Origin of the sequence: Saccharothrix saharensis, from assembly GCF_006716745.1 — a bacterium.
Taxonomy (GTDB): Bacteria; Actinomycetota; Actinomycetes; order Mycobacteriales; family Pseudonocardiaceae; genus Actinosynnema; species Actinosynnema saharense.
This window is the reverse complement of the sequence record NZ_VFPP01000001.1, coordinates 5,538,699-5,554,381: the sequence shown is the minus strand read 5'-3', so window position 1 is coordinate 5,554,381 and position 15,683 is coordinate 5,538,699. Positions and strand designations below refer to the sequence as shown.

The 15,683-nt window shown below is 74.3% G+C and carries 10 protein-coding genes; 3 read left to right on the top strand and 7 right to left on the bottom strand.

All coding sequences use genetic code 11. The features are described 5' to 3' along the window. Positions 1 to 9: 9 nt before the first annotated feature. Positions 10 to 999 (bottom strand): malate dehydrogenase, encoded by a 990-nt coding sequence (locus FHX81_RS24905; RefSeq protein ID WP_141980414.1) that lies wholly within the window; start codon positions 997 to 999, stop codon positions 10 to 12. A gap of 155 nt (positions 1,000 to 1,154) precedes the next feature. Here FHX81_RS24905 and FHX81_RS24900 point away from each other — a divergent pair, with 155 nt between their 5' ends. Then, complete coding sequence (locus FHX81_RS24900; protein WP_141984118.1) at positions 1,155 to 1,742, top strand: pentapeptide repeat-containing protein; 588 nt, start codon at positions 1,155 to 1,157, stop codon at positions 1,740 to 1,742. Here FHX81_RS24900 and FHX81_RS24895 read toward each other — a convergent pair. The 6 genes from FHX81_RS24895 to FHX81_RS24855 all read right to left on the bottom strand — a co-directional run bounded on the left by FHX81_RS24895 (position 1,739) and on the right by FHX81_RS24855 (position 13,429). Beyond that, entirely contained in the window at positions 1,739 to 4,465 is a 2,727-nt protein-coding gene (locus FHX81_RS24895; protein ID WP_246107963.1) for a TNT domain-containing protein, read from the bottom strand. The two genes, FHX81_RS24900 and FHX81_RS24895, sit on opposite strands and share 4 nt — an antisense overlap. Before the next feature lie 83 nt (positions 4,466 to 4,548). Then, on the bottom strand, positions 4,549 to 6,051 hold the full coding sequence (locus FHX81_RS24890; RefSeq protein WP_141980412.1) for a TNT domain-containing protein: 1,503 nt from the start codon (positions 6,049 to 6,051) through the stop codon (positions 4,549 to 4,551). Beyond that, positions 6,048 to 6,524, bottom strand: a complete 477-nt coding sequence (locus tag FHX81_RS24885; RefSeq protein WP_141980411.1) for a hypothetical protein — start codon at positions 6,522 to 6,524, stop codon at positions 6,048 to 6,050. Before FHX81_RS24885 ends, FHX81_RS24890 begins: the two co-directional genes overlap by 4 nt. Then, positions 6,487 to 12,609, bottom strand: coding sequence for a WXG100-like domain-containing protein (locus FHX81_RS41365; protein ID WP_211363555.1), 6,123 nt, complete (start codon positions 12,607 to 12,609; stop codon positions 6,487 to 6,489). The genes FHX81_RS24885 and FHX81_RS41365 overlap by 38 nt, the downstream gene beginning before the upstream one ends. Positions 12,610 to 12,620: 11 nt before the next feature. Next, positions 12,621 to 12,932: a WXG100 family type VII secretion target gene (locus FHX81_RS24860; RefSeq protein WP_246107962.1), complete on the bottom strand. Its 312-nt coding sequence runs from the start codon at positions 12,930 to 12,932 to the stop codon at positions 12,621 to 12,623. Continuing rightward, positions 12,929 to 13,429, bottom strand: a complete 501-nt coding sequence (locus tag FHX81_RS24855; protein ID WP_170232166.1) for a YbaB/EbfC family nucleoid-associated protein — start codon at positions 13,427 to 13,429, stop codon at positions 12,929 to 12,931. Before FHX81_RS24855 ends, FHX81_RS24860 begins: the two co-directional genes overlap by 4 nt. A 109-nt stretch (positions 13,430 to 13,538) precedes the next feature. Between FHX81_RS24855 and FHX81_RS24850 the strand changes: the two genes are divergently transcribed. Both FHX81_RS24850 and FHX81_RS24845 read left to right on the top strand, forming a co-directional pair. After that, positions 13,539 to 14,747, top strand: a complete 1,209-nt coding sequence (locus FHX81_RS24850) for an MFS transporter (protein WP_141980406.1) — start codon at positions 13,539 to 13,541, stop codon at positions 14,745 to 14,747. Next, positions 14,740 to 15,669, top strand: a complete 930-nt coding sequence (locus FHX81_RS24845; protein WP_141980405.1) for a DMT family transporter — start codon at positions 14,740 to 14,742, stop codon at positions 15,667 to 15,669. The genes FHX81_RS24850 and FHX81_RS24845 overlap by 8 nt, the downstream gene beginning before the upstream one ends. Positions 15,670 to 15,683 lie beyond the last annotated feature (14 nt).

Below are 15,683 nucleotides of genomic sequence, written 5' to 3'. Positions count from 1 at the left end.
GGGTGCGGCTCAGATCAGGCCCAGCGCCTTGACCGCGTCGCGCTCCTCGACCAGCTCGGCCACGGAGGCGTCGATGCGGGCGCGGGAGAACTCGTCGATCTCCAGGCCCTGCACGATCGAGTACTCGCCGTCGGTCACGGTGACCGGGAAGGACGAGATCAGGCCCTCCGGCACGCCGTAGGAGCCGTCCGACGGGATCGCCATCGACACCCAGTCACCCTCGGCGGTGCCGTTGACCCAGTCGTGCACGTGGTCGATGGCCGCGTTCGCCGCCGACGCCGCCGAGGACGCGCCGCGCGCCTCGATGATCGCCGCGCCGCGCTTGGCCACGGTCGGGATGAACTCGTTCTCCAGCCAGGCCTGGTCGTTCACGGCCTGCGCCGCGTTCTGGCCCTTGACCTCGGCGTGGAACAGGTCCGGGTACTGGGTGGCCGAGTGGTTGCCCCAGATGGTGAGCTTCTTGATGTCGGTGACCGACACCCCGAGCTTCTTCGCCAGCTGCGACAGCGCCCGGTTGTGGTCCAGGCGGGTCATCGCGGTGAACCGCTCGGCGGGCACGTCGGGCGCGTGCTGCTGGGCGATCAGGGCGTTGGTGTTGGCCGGGTTGCCGACGACCAGCACGCGCACGTCGTCCGCCGCGCCCGCGTTGATCGCCTCACCCTGCGGCTTGAAGATGCCGCCGTTGGCCTCCAGCAGGTCACCGCGCTCCATCCCCTTCGTGCGCGGGCGGGCGCCGACCAGCAGCGCCACGTTGACGCCGTCGAAGGCGGTCTTGGCGTCGTCGGTGATGTCGATGCCGGACAGCAGCGGGAACGCGCAGTCGTCCAGCTCCATCGCGGTGCCCTCGGCGGCCTTGACGGCCTGCGGGATCTCCAGCAGGCGCAGGCGCACCGGGACGTCGGGGCCCAGGAGGTGGCCGGAGGCGATGCGGAACAGCAGTGCGTAGCCGATCTGGCCGGCCGCACCGGTGACGGTGACGTTCACGGGCGTGCGGGTCATGTGCCTTCCCGAATGTTGTGGCTTCAGTCCTCGGGCACGACCACTAGGCAGGCTGACGACCTGTCAGCGGCGGTCTCTACTCCGGGACCGCGCACCGGGCGGTTTGCCCGGCAGGTCGGAGGTTACCAACTGCGCAACGATGACAAAGTGTGACAGTGGACATCATCGGCGAGGACTACTCCGACGCGGTCGTGCGCGGGCAGCGGTGGGAGGGCAGGTCGTTCGTCCGGTGCGACTTCACCGAGGCCGACCTGCGCGACCTGGTGACGTCGGGCTGCACGTTCACCGAGTGCGCGTTCGACCGCACCGACCTGGGCGGGTCCGCGCACAACGCCACCGCCTTCCGCTCCTGCCGGTTCACCGGGGCCGTGCTGAACTCGACGGAGTTCACCTCGTGCTCGTGGCTCGGGTCGACGTTCGCGGACTGCGCGCTGCGACCGATCACGCTGACCGAGACCGATCTCACCCTGGTCGGGCTGGCCGGCGCCGTGCTGCGGAAGGCGTCGCTGCGCGGGCTGCGGCTGCGCGAGGCGACCCTCTCCGACGCCGACCTGCGCGACGTGGACCTGCGTGACGCCGACCTGACCGGCGCGCGGCTGCTCGGGTGCCGGTTGGAGGGCGCGGACCTGCGCGGCGCGCGCCTGGACGCCGACGGGCTCGTCCAGGCCACCCTGCGCGGGGCACGGGTGGACCCGGACACGGCCGTCGCCTTCGCCGCGGCGCACGGGCTGCGCGTCGGCTAGTGGCCCGGGGGCTCCTGGCCCGCGACCTCGACCAGCACGCCGTCGGCGATCATGTCGTCGATCGTCTTCGGCATCAGGTACGCGGTGCCGCCGCCCGGCTGCTCGAACCACGGCACGGCCACCCCGGTCAGCACCTCGACGGGTCGGCGCAGCCGGTACACGTGGTACGGGCGGTTGATCCACGACGGCACCAGCGAGCGCTGCGCGAACGGGGTGCCCGCCGCGTAGACGAGGTTGCCCTCGCCCTCGCCGAAGCGGTCCACCTCCATGCCGGCGGGCAGCTCGACCATCTTCTTGTGCCGGAACAGGGTGAGCGGCGGCTCGCCGTTCATCGGGCTGATCGGCCACGACCGCTGCGGCTTGGGCTCCTGGGTGGACGTCGTGACGCCCGAGGGCTGCGGCTGGGGTTGCGCGGCGACGGGGGCCGGCGGTTCGACCGGCGGGCGCTGCGGCGGCGCGGGGCGGCGCGGCGGCTCCTCGCGGAAGCCGTTGTTCATCGGCGGGCGGGGACGCTGCGGCGGCGGTGGCGGCGGCATCGGGGCCGGGCGCGGTACGCGCCGGTTGGTCAGCACCAGCTTGCCGACCAGGTACGCGGCGGCGTCCTCCAGCCGGTCGAAGCGGATCGGGTTGGTCGGGCCGTGGTCGAACCACGACACCTCCCAGTCCGGGCCCTCGGTGCGCAGCAGCCAGGTGCGGTCGGCGGGCTCGCCGAACCGGTAGGCGACGGGCGGGACGTCGAGCTCGTCCAGCGCGCGGCGGAGGGCGCCCAGCTCGCGCTCCTCGTCCGGCGTGACCTGGCGGGGCTCGACCGGCTGCGGCGGCTGGACCGGCGGGGGCGGCGCCAGGGGCGGTGGGGGCGGCGCGGCCGGGCTCACGTCGTCGAACGGCTGCACGGCCTCGGCGAACTGGGTGGCCTGGTCCGCGAACGGCGGCGGTACCTGCTCCACGAACTGCTGCGGCTCGGCGGGCTCGTCGCGGTGGTCGCCGTCGGGGTGGCCGTGGTCCTGGTCGTGGTCCTGGTCGTGGTGCTCGGGGCGGTCGTGCGCGGACCGCTGGTGCTCGGCGTGGTCGGTGTGGTCGCGGTGCTCGGCGTGCTCGCCGTGGTCGTCGAAGCGGGAGTCCGGCTCGTCGGCGCGGTCCTGCTCGGCGAACAACGGCTCGTCCGACCCGGTGAACGCCCGCTCGTCGTGGTCGCCGAACCGCGCGTCCTCGTGGGCGTCGAACGGCTCGTCGTCGCGCTCCGGCGTGAAGAGCCTGGCCTGGTCGACCTCGAACTCCGCGGTGACCTCGGCTTCGTCGGCGGTGCCGGCGGCGTGCCGCGACTCGACCTCGCGGGCCTGCTCGGCGGCGGGCTGCGGTTCGGGCTCGGGTTCGGGCTCGGGTTCGGGCTCGACAGGCTGCTCGTGCTCCCCGTGCTGGTCGTGTTCCGCGTGCGGGTGCTCGTCGTGCTGGTGCGGCTGCCGCGCTGCGCCGACCGGCCCGACATCGGCCGTCTCCTGCGCGCGCTCGGGCTCCGACTCCTCGTCGGTGAACGGGTTCCAGGTCTGGGTGTCGTTCAGCTCGCGCTCGTACGCCGCCGGCGCGAACAGGTCCATCCCGTCCACGTAGGACTCGCGGCGGTACCGCTCGTCGATGACCGGCCCGTCCTCCTCGAACCGCACCCGGTACGGCGGGCCTTCCTGCGCGTACTCGATGACGTCCGGCTTCAGCTCGGTGAGGTTCGCGGTCTCCTCGACGTCCGCCGGCGCGCCCGGCTCCTCGGCCGGCCGCGGCTCGTCGGCCGGCAGCTCGGGCAGCGGCGCGGCCACGGTCGCGCCCACCTCGGCGGGCGGCTCGACCGGCGCGGGCGGCGGTTCGGCGACCGGCAGCCCGGTGCCCTGCGGCGCGGCGGGGGCACCCAGGTTCGCCGCGGCGGCGACCCGCGCCTCCTCGGTCACCTCGGGCAGCACGAAGTCCAGCGCCTTGGCCCGCTCCACCAGCTCGGGCTCCGGCGGCACGCCGTAGGCGCGCAGGTAGTAGCCGACGGCGGCGGGCCAGATCCACTGCCCGTCCGTCTGGAACCCGACCGGCACCACGGCCGGCGCGTCCGGGTTGAGCACGTCCGCGTCGAACCCGCGCCCGATCACCGCGACCGGCGCCCGGTCCAGGTAGCTCAGCAGCAGGTCGTGGTCGGCCTCGGCGACCGGCGGCCGGTTCACCGACGGCCGACCGCCGGGGCCCGCGCCGTCGAACACGCGGGCCGTGCGGAACGCGCGCGACGGCTGCGGCGGGTCGGCCGGCGGGGGCGGCGGTGCCTGCTGGAGGCGGCGGCGCAGCCAGTCCGGCACGTTGTCGTCCGTGCGCGGGAAGAACCGCATCTCGTCCAGGTACGCCTGCGGCGGCGGTGGCGTGGTCCAGGACGGCTCGGCGCGGTCGAAGTCCAGGTTGTAGCTGGACGGGTGGTCGAGCTGGTAGCGGGCGTTGGACCAGCTGCCCCGACCGTCCCGGTACATGCCCGCGCGCAGCCGCGAGAACAGACCGGCCACCTCCTGGGGCGGCGACCAGGCGCGCAGGGCGCCATCCGCGGTGCGCACCTCGGCGGCCAGCTCGAAGTACCGGCCGGTCGCGCGGTACTCCGCGGTCACGTGCCGCCACTCCTCCGGCGCGGCCCGCATCAGCGTCAGGCCGATCTGCTTGACCAGCGCATCCTGCTCGGTCGGGTTCAGCGGCTTCAGCTCGGACACGTGCATCATCTTCCCCCGCGACTCCCCGTGCCCGCACGGGACCCCGCTGAGCCGAACGGAGTAATGACGCCGCGCGACCGTGCCTAGACGCCCGGTTGCGGCCGCGGTGCGGTCGCCGCGGGCACCTCGACCAGGCTCCCGTCGGCCAGCAGGTCCCGCACCGAGGTCGCCAGGAAGTAGCCCGTGCCGCCGCCCGCCTGCCCGAACCACGGCACCGCGACGCCCCTGAGCGCGGGCACCGGCTTCTGCACCCGGTACACGTGGTAGCGGCGGTTCAGCCAATCCGGTGGCAACGACCGGTGCCCGAACAGGGTGTTGGCCGCGTAGACGAGGTTGCCCGACTCCGCGCCGAACCGGTCCAGCTCGGTCCCGGGCGGGACCACCACGTTCTCGCGGTCGCGGAACAGCGACAGGGGCGGCTCGTCGGGCAGCGGCTGGATGTCCGCGACCGGCAGCACCAGCGCGCCCGTGTCCGCCGCCGCGCGCGTCCGGTCCAGGTCGACCCGCCACAGCAGCTCGGCCAGCAGCACCTTCGCCGCGTCCACCGCGTGCTCGTAGACCCGCGGCCGACCGTGCGGGCCGCGGCTCGCGTCCCAGAACTGGACCTGCCAGCCCGACGGGCCGGGCACGGGCTCGATCACGAACGCGTCCGGCTTCGGCTCCACGATCCCGTACTCGGACTCGGCCACCCCGAAGTGGTCCAGCCGCTCCTTGAGGTGGTCGAGCGCGCGCTGGTCCACCTCGGTGATCACGCGCGGCCGGTGCTCGGGCAGCGGCGCGCCCTCGACCTGCCCGGTCGCGACGGCCGCGGCCGCCCGCTCCGCCTCGGGGTCGACCGGCGGCACGGTGTAGCCGTTGTCCCGGATGTGCTGCACGAGCTGCGGCACGGGCGGCAGGTGGTGGTTGCGCAGGTAGTGCGCCACCCCGCCGGGCCACACCCACGTGCCGTCGGTGTGGAAGGACAGCGGCACGGACGGCGTGGCGCCCGGGTCGAGCGCGTCCGGGCCGTAGGAGCGGGCGGCCAGCACGACCGGCGCGTTCTCCAGGTAGGCCAGCACGTCGTCCCGCTCCTGCGGGTGCACGGCGGGCCGGTCGTGCACCCGCGGGTCCGGCCCGTCGAACAGCGGCGCGGCGATCACCGGGCGGTGCGCCGGGCCCAGACCCGCCCGTTCCCGCAGCCACGCCGGGATCGCGTCGTCGTCACGCGGGTAGAGCTCCAGCTCCTCGGCGCAGTGCTGCGGCGCGGGCGGCTGGGTCCAGTCCGGCTCGGCGTCCCGGTCGAACTCCGCCGAGTACGTGTCGGGGTGCACCAGGTGGAACTTCAGCGTGAACCACGTGCCGTGGCCCGGCCGGGCCATGCCGTCGCGCAGCTGCACGAAGAACGGCAGCGCCTCCGGCGGCAGCTCCCAGTCGAACGACGAGCCGTACATCGTCAGCCCGGAGACCTGCGTCTCCAGGTGGCGGCCCACCATCCGGAAGTCGACGAAGAGCTGCTCCCAGTCGCCGGGCAGGCGCTGCACCAGCAGGGTGGTGACGGAGCCGAGGATCGCGTTCTGGTCCTCGACGTCCAGCTGCGGCGCGGTCATGCGTTCTGCTCCTCGGTCGTCTCGCTCGCCTCGACCAGCTTGGCGCGCAGCCAGTCGGGGATGAAGGCCTCGTCGCGCGGGAAGACCTGGAGGTCACGGGCGAAGTCCGCGGCGGGCACGGGCGGGTCGAACTGCGGGTCGTGGTCGAAGTTGTAGGTGATGTCGATGCGGACCGGGGCGTTCACCACGCACCGCGCCGAGAACCACGTGCCGCGACCGGGCTGGTAGAGCACCTGCCGCATCTCCTGGAACGCGGCGTTCAGCCCTTCCGGCGGCATCACCTCGGGGGTGCCGCGGTCGGGCATGTAGACCTTCAGCGTCGCGTCCTGCACCGCCACGGTCATCCGCACCAGCAGGTCGATCCGCCGGAAGCCGTCCGGAGCAGCGTCCAGCAGCATGCCGCCGATGTGCTGGAGCAGCTCGTCGTGGCGCTGCTCAGAAGTCGGCCGGCCAGAGGGCTGCGTTGTGCTCATTCGGGTAGCTCCTGACGTAGATCCCGGTCGTGCCGTCGGCGAGCGTCACACGCCACCGCGTCTGGTAGGTGTGCGGGTGGCGTTGCAGCGGGTCGCGCAGGGCGAACGTGTCGATCATCTCGACCGTACCGCCGGACTTCATGAACCTCGCGCGGTCCCGCTCCATCCGGTGCCACGTCTCGGCGGTCACGAACGCCGGGCGCTCGTTGCCCTGGTTCTGGTCGCGCTGCTGGCTCGACTGGTTGGCCGCCTCACCGGGCCCGCCGGTCTCGTTGCCCTGGTGGTGGCCGCCGTCGGACAGCTTCCTGCCGTCCGAGTCGACCTCGCCGTGGTTGCCGACCTCGAGCTGCGCGCTGCCGTCGCGCCGGATCGCGCCACCGGACCTCAGGTCCGGCCGACCGGTCGTGGCGACCGTCTCGCCGTCGCCGTTGGTGCGACCGCGCCACGCGTCGTTGTCGGCGACCAGCACCGCGTTGGGCAGCGGGTTGTTCAGGTCCGGGCTGAACGGCCGGAACGTGTGCACGTGCGAGGCCGCGCCGTCCGGGCCGGTCTGGACCGTGCCGTAGCCCTGCTTCTTGTGGTCGTCCAGCACGAACCGGGTGTCCGGCGGCAGGTCGGCGCGGGCCGCGAACGGGTCGGCGTTGCCGAACGGCCGGGCGACGGCGGCGTGCTGCTCCGGCGTCCAGCCGCTGGTGTCGCCGCTGACGACCCGCACCGAGTAGACGTACCCGTCATCGGTCTTGGTGCGCTGCATGGCCAGCTCGACCTCGCCGTTGGCGGGCGTCGGCCAGGTCTGCGTCGGGTTCTGGGCCTTGCCGAGGCCGTAGAAGCCGTCGGACGTCACCCGCGCGGTCACCGGGGCCTGGGCGATCTCGGCGTTGACCCGGCTGCGCTGGCCCGAGTGGGTGTCCTCGAACACGACGTGGCCCGACTCGTCGGTGAGGAACCGGCCGCGGCGCTGGCCGTGCTCGTCGGTGACCAGGTACTCGGTGCTGGGGTCGTGCACCTGGCCGGGCCGGCTGAACGGCTCGCCCTGCTTGAGGCCGGCGACCGGTTCCTGCCTGGTCGTGGTCGGCTCGACGCGCTCGACGGCGTGCTGCGGGTGGCCGCTCGCGTCGGTGGTGAACTCCTGGTGCAGGGGGCCGCGGTCGATGTTGTAGTTCGTGCCCTGCGAGGTGTGCTGGACCTCGGGGTTGCGCACGTCGGTGGACAGGTAGTCCGGCGCGGCCACCCACCTCGGCTTGCCGTCGGCGTCGGTCTGCACCGTGCCGCGGTACGTGCCGTCGGTGTCGTGGACCTCCATCCGGGTGTTCGGCGGGAGGTCGGTGCGGGCGGTGAACGCCTGGTCCGGTCGCGGTGCGAGCGGGTGGTCGCGGTCGATCACCTGCCGGCCGTCGGCGGGCTCGGGGACCGGCTCGATGATCACCGCGCGGTCGACGGTGACGACCCGGTCGCCGATCTTGATCGTGTCCTGCGTCGTCTGCCGGGTGCCGTCGGCGTTGGCCACGAAGACGTCGTGCCGGTGGCCGAGCTCGACGCGGTAGTGCGCGTTCGGCGCGGGGTGGCGGACCTCGGGGTTGTCGCCGAGGCGGGTGTTGGGCGCGATGGCGTCGACGTGGACCTTGCCGTCGGCGTCCACGTGCACGACGGTGCGGACCTGGCCGTCCTCGCCGCGGACCGTGATCCGGGTGTCGCGGGGCAGGTCCTGGCCGCTGTGGAAGAACGACTGGTCGTCGCGGAGCCGGACGTGCTGCTCGTGCGTCGTCTCCGGAGCGGTCCACGGTTGCTGGACCTGCGGCTCGATGTCGAGGCGGCCGCGGTGCTCCTGGCCGTCGGTCGCGAAGTCGCCCCTCGGTTCGTGGCCGGGCGGCATGCCGTTCTCGCCCACCGGGGCGTGCGTGCCGTCCGGTTCGAACGCGTGCCAGCCGCCGTCCGGCGGGAGCTTCGGGCCGCCGGACTCGGCGGGCGAGCTGCTGTAGACGTTGCCGTCGCGGTCCGACCAGGCCAGGTTGTCGGGCGCGATCACGCGCTGGCCCGTCTCCCGGGCGACGTGCGCGGCCAGGCTGTTCTCGCCACCCGCGCCCGCGTCGCAGCCGACGAACATGATCGTGCGGTCGGCGAGGTCGGGGTGGTGGGTGATCAGCTCGACCAGCTCGGCGCGGGTGTAGTGCGTGCCGCCGATGCGGACGCCGTCGCCGTCGGTGTGGATGTCCAGGACGACGTGGTCGGCGTTGGCCGGGATGCGGCTCGACAGGTCGCGCAGCCGGTCCTCGGTGTGCAGCGCCACGCCCGAGTCGGTGACCTGGCTGTTGCGGATCGCCTGGTCGACGCGCTGCGACACCTCGCCGATCGGGATCGGGCCCTGGTGGGCGACCGGGCCGAGATCGGGGTTCGGGGTGAGGGTCGCGGGCGGGTCGGCGGGGGTGTGGTCGTCGAACGCGCCGTTCTGCGCTTCGGCGACGGTGACCGGGTCGGGCGTGCGGACGTTGCCGTCGCCGTCGAACGTGCCGAAGTCGGGCGGCAGCACGCGGCCGTCGGCCGGCGGCACGTCGACCTCGTGCAGCACGCCCAGGTCGATCAGGCGCTGGACGCTCATCTTGCCCGTGTTGGGGTCCGCGAGGGCCGCGTCGAGGACCGGCTGGAGCTGCCGCGCGCCGCCGTTCTGGTCGAACGCGGGGGCGACCGGGGCAAGCTCGACGGTGAGCGGGGCGTCCAGGACGTAGACGTGGTAGCCCTTGCCGAGGCTGTCCGGCATGATCGCGCGCTCGCCGAACCCGTACGCCTGGCCGTCCGGGCGCAACGGGGACAGGAAGTCGCCGTTGGGGCTGCCGAACCGGTCCAGCACGGTGCCCGCCGGGAGCTCCACCACGACCCGCGGACCGTCCGCGCCCTGGTTCGGCGGCCAGTCGATGCTGCCGTCGGGCTTGGAGTGGGCGTCGCGGAACGACTGGTAGTCGCCGTACGGGCCGTAGGGCTGGTAGGTCGGCTCGATCAGGGCGGCGGCGCGCTGGTCGTACGTGCCGACGGACTGGTCGGTGGGGCCGGTGCTCTCGTGCACGGAGACGTAGTCGCCGTCGTGCGAGAAGCCGGGCACCACGCCCGCGGGCTGGTTCCAGACGTTCTTGTGGGGGAACGGGTCCGCGTCGGCCGTGGTGCCGGTGTCGGGGGTGGTGCCGGTGTCGGGGGTGGTGCCGGTGTCGGGGGTGGTGCCGGTGTCGGGGGTGGTGCCGGTGTCGGGGGTGGTGTCGGCCGGCCATTCGTGGCTGGAGGCGGGCGAGTGCTCGTCACCGGCCTCACCGACGAGGTCGGTCGGCGTCTCGGTGGTCGTGGGGCCGTCGGAGCCGTCCGTCGCCGGCGTCGCATCGGTCGGCGTGCTGTCGGTCGGCGTCGCATCGGCCGGCGTGCTGTCGGTGGGCGTGCTGTCGGTGGGCGTGCTGTCGGTGGGCGTGCTGTCGGTGGGCGTGCTGTCTGTCCTGGGCACGTCGGCGGACGGCGTCGGCCCGTCCCCACCGCGAGCGGCCGGCGCGGGTCCGTCGGTGCGGATCGGCGCCGTGGCCGGTGACGCGGCCGGACGTGCCGCGGGTTCCGGCGCACGCGTCGGTGCCGAAGCCTCCGGCCGTGCCGGCGAGGCGGGTGGGGGACCGGCGGGCGCGGGGCCTCCGGGCTGCGGCCCGAACCCTCCCGGCTGCGGCCCGAACCCACCGGGCTGCGGCGACGGCACCTGCGCCGGCGGCGCGGTGGTCGCGGGACCACGCTGTTCGGGCATCGTCACGGGACCGGTGGCGGGCAACGACTCGACCGGCATCCCGGTCAGCGAACTGGCGGTCACGGCATCGTGCCCACGCGTGCCCTGATCCCGGCTGGGCGACGAAGAGGGCGAAGCAGAGGGCTCGGGCGCGAACCCACCGGCGATCGGGCCGGCAGGCCCCCGCCCACCGCCCGACCCACCAGCCGCACCGCCCATCGGAGCCCCGGCCCCGGCCATCCCGGCCCCAGCACCAGGCACCGGACCACCCGCCGGCGCGGAGCCAGGCGCAGAACCAGGTGCGGAACCGGGCACAGCACCAGCAGAAGCCGGACCGGCCGGCGCGGGACCGGCCGGAGGAGAACCGGGCGTCGGCCCACCGGGCGTGGCACCGCCCGGCACCGAACCACCCGGCACCGAACCACCCGGCGTCGAGCCACCCGTCGCGGCCCCACCGGGTACAGCTCCACCGAGCGGCACCCCACCAGCGATCACACCACCGGCAACCGGCCCACCAGGCGTCGCCCCACCAACCGGCGCACCACCCGGGACGGGCCCACCGGCAGTCGTCCCACCAGGAACCGGCCCGCCAGTCGTCGCCCCACCGGGCACAGCTCCACCCGGCACAGCTCCACCCGGCAGCGCTCCACCCGGCAGCGCTCCACCCGGAGTAGCTCCCCCGGGCAGGTGCCCGCCGGGAACCGCACCACCAGGCGTCGATCCGCCGGGCACCGCGCCACCGGGCGTCGGCCCACCAGGCACTGCACCACCAGGCGTCGAACCGCCCGGAACCGCACCACCGGGCGTCGAACCGAGAGGCGAGCCACCCGGCGTCGGCCCGCCCGGAGTGGCCCCGCTGAACGCGGAACCCCCCGGCACAGCCCCACCCGCGGCGGCACCACCGGGCATCACCGGGGACATGCCACCCGGCCGGACGCCCGGAGCGGCCGAGCCGCCGCCCTGAGGAGCCGAACCAGGCGTAGCACCCAAGCCGGTCGGCGCGGCACCAGCCGGACCGGGCGTGAACGCCGGACCGGCGGCCGGCACCCGCGCGGCGGAACCGCCCGGAGCCGGAGCCCCAGCGGGAACCGCGCCGGTCGGTGCCGGACCGCTGGGTGCGGGACCACTCGGAGCCGTGCCCAACCGGCTGCCGATGGACGGCCCGGTCCCACCGCCCCCCGGTGACGTCGGCACCGAAGCACCGCTGCGCCCACCAGGCGTCACACCGGGCGTCCCACCGGGCGTCCCACCGAACGTGGAAGGTGCCGGCGAGCCACCGGGCGACGAATCCCCGCCGACCGAAGGCGGCGCGCCCACCCTCGGCCCCGGAGCGGGAGGCGCGGCCACCGACGAAGCCGCCGTCGTCCCCGCCGGAGGCCGGTTCAGGCCGTCACGGCTCACCGGCGGGCCGGCGGGCGAAGCAGCACCGGGAACGCCGCCCGGCGTCGGCCCGAGGGTGGGCGGCGCACCGGGCGTCCCCGCCGGATCCACGCGCGGCGGGTCGACGGAGATGCCGTCCTTCGCGCCGCCGATCCCGCCGGACACCGCGCCGGCCGACGCGCCCATCAGCACGTCCCGCGCCGAGATGTCCTGCCCCATCACGGCCGCCGTGCCCACCGTGGACACCGCGCCCTCGACCGCACCCCGCGTCGCGCCGACGGCCACCTGCCCCGCCAGCCCGCCGCCCTCGAACTTCAGCCCACCCGACACGCCGCCGACCAGGCCCGACACCGCACCCGAGACCGCCGCCTCGGTCGTCTTGCCCCAGTCCCACGACTCGCGGTCGCCGCGCGCCACCTGCACCGCCTGGATGGCCGCGTCGATGCCGACCGAGATCGCGACCTCCCTGAGGATCGCGATGATCAACTGCCGGAAGGTGAACTGCACGATCAACCGGGTCGCCTGCTGCGCGATCGGGATGCCCGCCGTCGTCGCGCCGAACGTGCCGAACGCCGCGGCGATCAGCGCGGCGATCTCGATCGCCAGCGCGATCAGCGACGCGATGATCGACAGCTTGGTGTACTCCACCTCCAGCGCGGTGTTGTCGCAGCTCTCCGCCAACTGCTCGCAGATCTTCTGCAGCTTCGGCAGGTAGGAGTCGTCACCGGCGGCGAACTTCTTCCAGTACTCCTCGAACGCCTTGACGGCCTCGCCGGTCTGGCTCGCGCACACGGTGGACGCCGCGCCGTTGCCCTCGTCGATGACCGACTTCACGCCCTGCGCGGCCGTGCGGTAGGCGTCGGCCATCCGCCGCAACGCCGTCTCGTCACCCTCCGGCCAGCTCTGCCCGACCACGATCGGGAAGAGCCAGGTGACCTCGCTCGGGATCTCGATGCCCACCGCAGTGCCCCTCAGTAAGTCCGGGAGATCCCGGTCGCGTTGCCCTGGTCGGAACCCTCGTAGGCATCGGCGGTCTGGTCCACGCCGGTGCGGATGTCGGCCAGGGCCTGGGCGAGGTTGCCGAAGGCCTCCAACGTCGCCTGGGAGTTGGGCACGTACTGCTTGGCGAAGGCCTGCCCGGACTCGTCACCGCCCCAGCACTGCCCCTCGGCCTGTAACGCCGAGTTCAACGCCTGGAGCACGCCGCCCAGCGAATCACCGGCCGCGCCGAACTGGCCCGCGCCCCTGCGCAGGCCGGACACGCTGACATCGAACCCGCTCACCAGCCACTCCTGTCCATGATGCTGTCGCCGTCGTCATCGTCGGGGGGCGGCGCGGGCCGGCGCGGCTGCGACGGCTGGGGCACCGCGGGCGGCTGGGGGATGAGGTCGGCCAACGACGGCACGCCGGGCAGCATCTCCGACAGGTCGATGCTCGCGCCCTGCTGCGCGGGGGCCAGCACCTCGTTCAACTCGGTCCGCGCCCGGGCGACGGCCTGCTGCACGGTCTCGGTGGCCAGTCGCGCGAGCTTGTCCGGCGTGGTGCGCTCGAAGGCGTTGGCGGAGAACTCCAGGGACGTCAACGCGCCGGCCGAGTCGACGGTGGCGCGGACGGCACCGTCCTTGGACACCGCGGTGGCCGTGATCGCCATGGCCCGCGCCTGCGTCTCGTGCAGTTCGGCGGTCTTCTTCTTCAGCTCGGCGAGGAGGGAGTCGACCTGCTCGCGCATGGCCGCGTTCCGCGCCTCCAACTCGGCCCGTCGTCCTGTCGGATCGGTCACAGCGGTCCCCTCGTGAGCGCTCTCCAGAGGTGCTGACGCTAACCGAGGCCGGTGGGTTCCCACCGAAATTCGGCACCACGTTGTCGGTGCGTCCGGGCAGAGTGTCACCGTGCTCCGTCCGTACCGGGAACTCGCCGCGATCCCCCACCTGCCGTGGCTGCTGCTGTGGTCCATGATCGGCCGCATCCACCTGCCCGGAACACCGCTGGCCGTGTCGTTCCTGATAGCCGGGTGGACCGGGTCGTACGCGGCGGCGGGCGTGGTCGGCGGCGCGTTGACGTTGGGCATGGGCGTGGCGGGGCCGCTTCGCGGTCGGGCGGCGGACCGGAGCCCGGCCGGGCGGTTGCTGCTGGTCACGTCGGCCGGTTACGCCGCGGGGATCGCGGTCCTCGGGCTGCTGCCGGCCGTGCTGCCCGGGGCGGCGTGGCCGTCCGCGGTGGCGGTGGCGTTCCTGACCGGGCTGTCCACGCCGCCGGTGACGGCGATGAGCCGGGCGAGCTTCCCGCGCCTGGCGACGGGGCCGGCGCAGTCGGCGGTGTTCACCGTCGAGGCGTCCATGCAGGAGGTCATGTACGTGGTCGGGCCCGCGCTGGCGGCGACCGTGGTGGCGGTGTGGAACGCGCAGGTCGCGCTGTGGTTGTGCGGCGCGCTGGCGGTGCTCGGGGCGTTGGGCTTCGGCGGGGCGTTGCGCCGGGCGGGGATCGACCAGCCGGTGGCCCGGACGGCGGAGGTCGGTGGGCGGACGCTGCTGCGGGACGGCACGCTGGTGCTGGCGCTGCTGACCGCGCTGTTCATGGTGGCGTCGCTGGTGTCCATCGACATGGTGATCATCGCCTGGGCGCGGGACCTGGGCAGACCGGCGATGGCCGGTGTGCTGACGGCCGTGTGGGGCATCGGGTCGGTGGTCGGCGGGTTGATCGCGGGCGGGCTCGCCGGGCAGGCGCGGTTCACCCGGCGGATGCTGTTGATGGCGCTGGGTGTCGCGCCGCTCGTGCTGGTGCTGCCGCCGGTGATGGACCCGTCGTCGGCGTGGCTGATCGGCCTGGTGCTGGGGGTGGGCGGGATGGCGATCGCTCCCGCCATCGCGGCCAACAACCAGCGGATCAGCGGGCTCGCGCCGGACGACCGCAAGGCCGAGGCGTTCGGCTGGATGGGCACGTTCACCACGGCGGGCTCGGCGTTGGCGCTGCCGGTGGCCGGGTCGCTGCTGGACCACTTCGGGCCGGCCGCCGCGGCCGGGGCCAGCGCGGTGGCGGCGCTGCTCGGCGCGGCGCTGGCGAGTCGGACGCGCGAGCGGAGGGCAGTGCCCGTTGGGTGACCGGGTTCGGGTGGTCGGGGCGCTGCTCGCGTTCGTGGGCGGGGCTTTCCTGGCCGTTCAGGGGCGGTTGAACGGCGAGCTGGGGCACGTGTTCGGTGACGGGTTCCTGGCCGCGCTGGTGTCGTTCGGCGGCGGGTTGCTGCTGTTGCTGCTCGGCGTGCCGACGACGGCCGCCGGTCGGGCCGGGTTGGCGCGGCTGCGGTCGTCGCTGCGGGACGGGCGGATCCGCTGGTGGCAGTGCGTCGGCGGGGCGTGTGGCGCGTTCTTCGTGTCCACGCAGGGGTTGACGGTCGCGGCGCTGGGCGTGGCCGTGTTCACCGTGGCGGCGGTGGGCGCGCAGGCGGTGAGCAGCCTGCTGGTGGACCGGGCGGGGATCGGGCCGGCCGGGCGGGTGCCGTTGACCGGGCCGCGGGTGGCCGGTGCGGCGCTGGCCGTGGTGGCGGTCGCGGTGGCGGTGGCGGACGAGGCCGGCGAGGCGTCCGCGTTGTGGTTGGCGCTGCTGCCCGCGTTGGCCGGGCTCGGGCTGGGCTGGCAGCAGGCGGTCAACGGGCTGGTGCGCGAGGCGGCGCAGAGCACGCGCGTGACCACGTTGCTCAACTTCGCCACCGGGACGGTGGTGCTGCTCGTCGTGTGCGCGGTCGACGTGGCGGTGCGCGGGCTGCCCGCGGCCGCGCCGAGCGAGCCGTGGTTCTACGCGGGCGGTGCGCTCGGGGTCTGCACCATCGCCTCGGCCGTGCTGGCCGTGCGGTGGCTGGGTGTCCTGCTGGTCGGGCTGTGCCAGGTCGCCGGGCAGCTCGTCGGCGCGCTCGCGGTGGACGTCATCGCTCCCGCCGCAGGTGAGCAGGTGTCCGTGCTGGCGCTGGTCGGCACGGCGTTGACGCTGCTCGCGGTGGTGGTCGCCGCAGTGCCCGGTCGGCGGTGATGAGAGGATGAGGC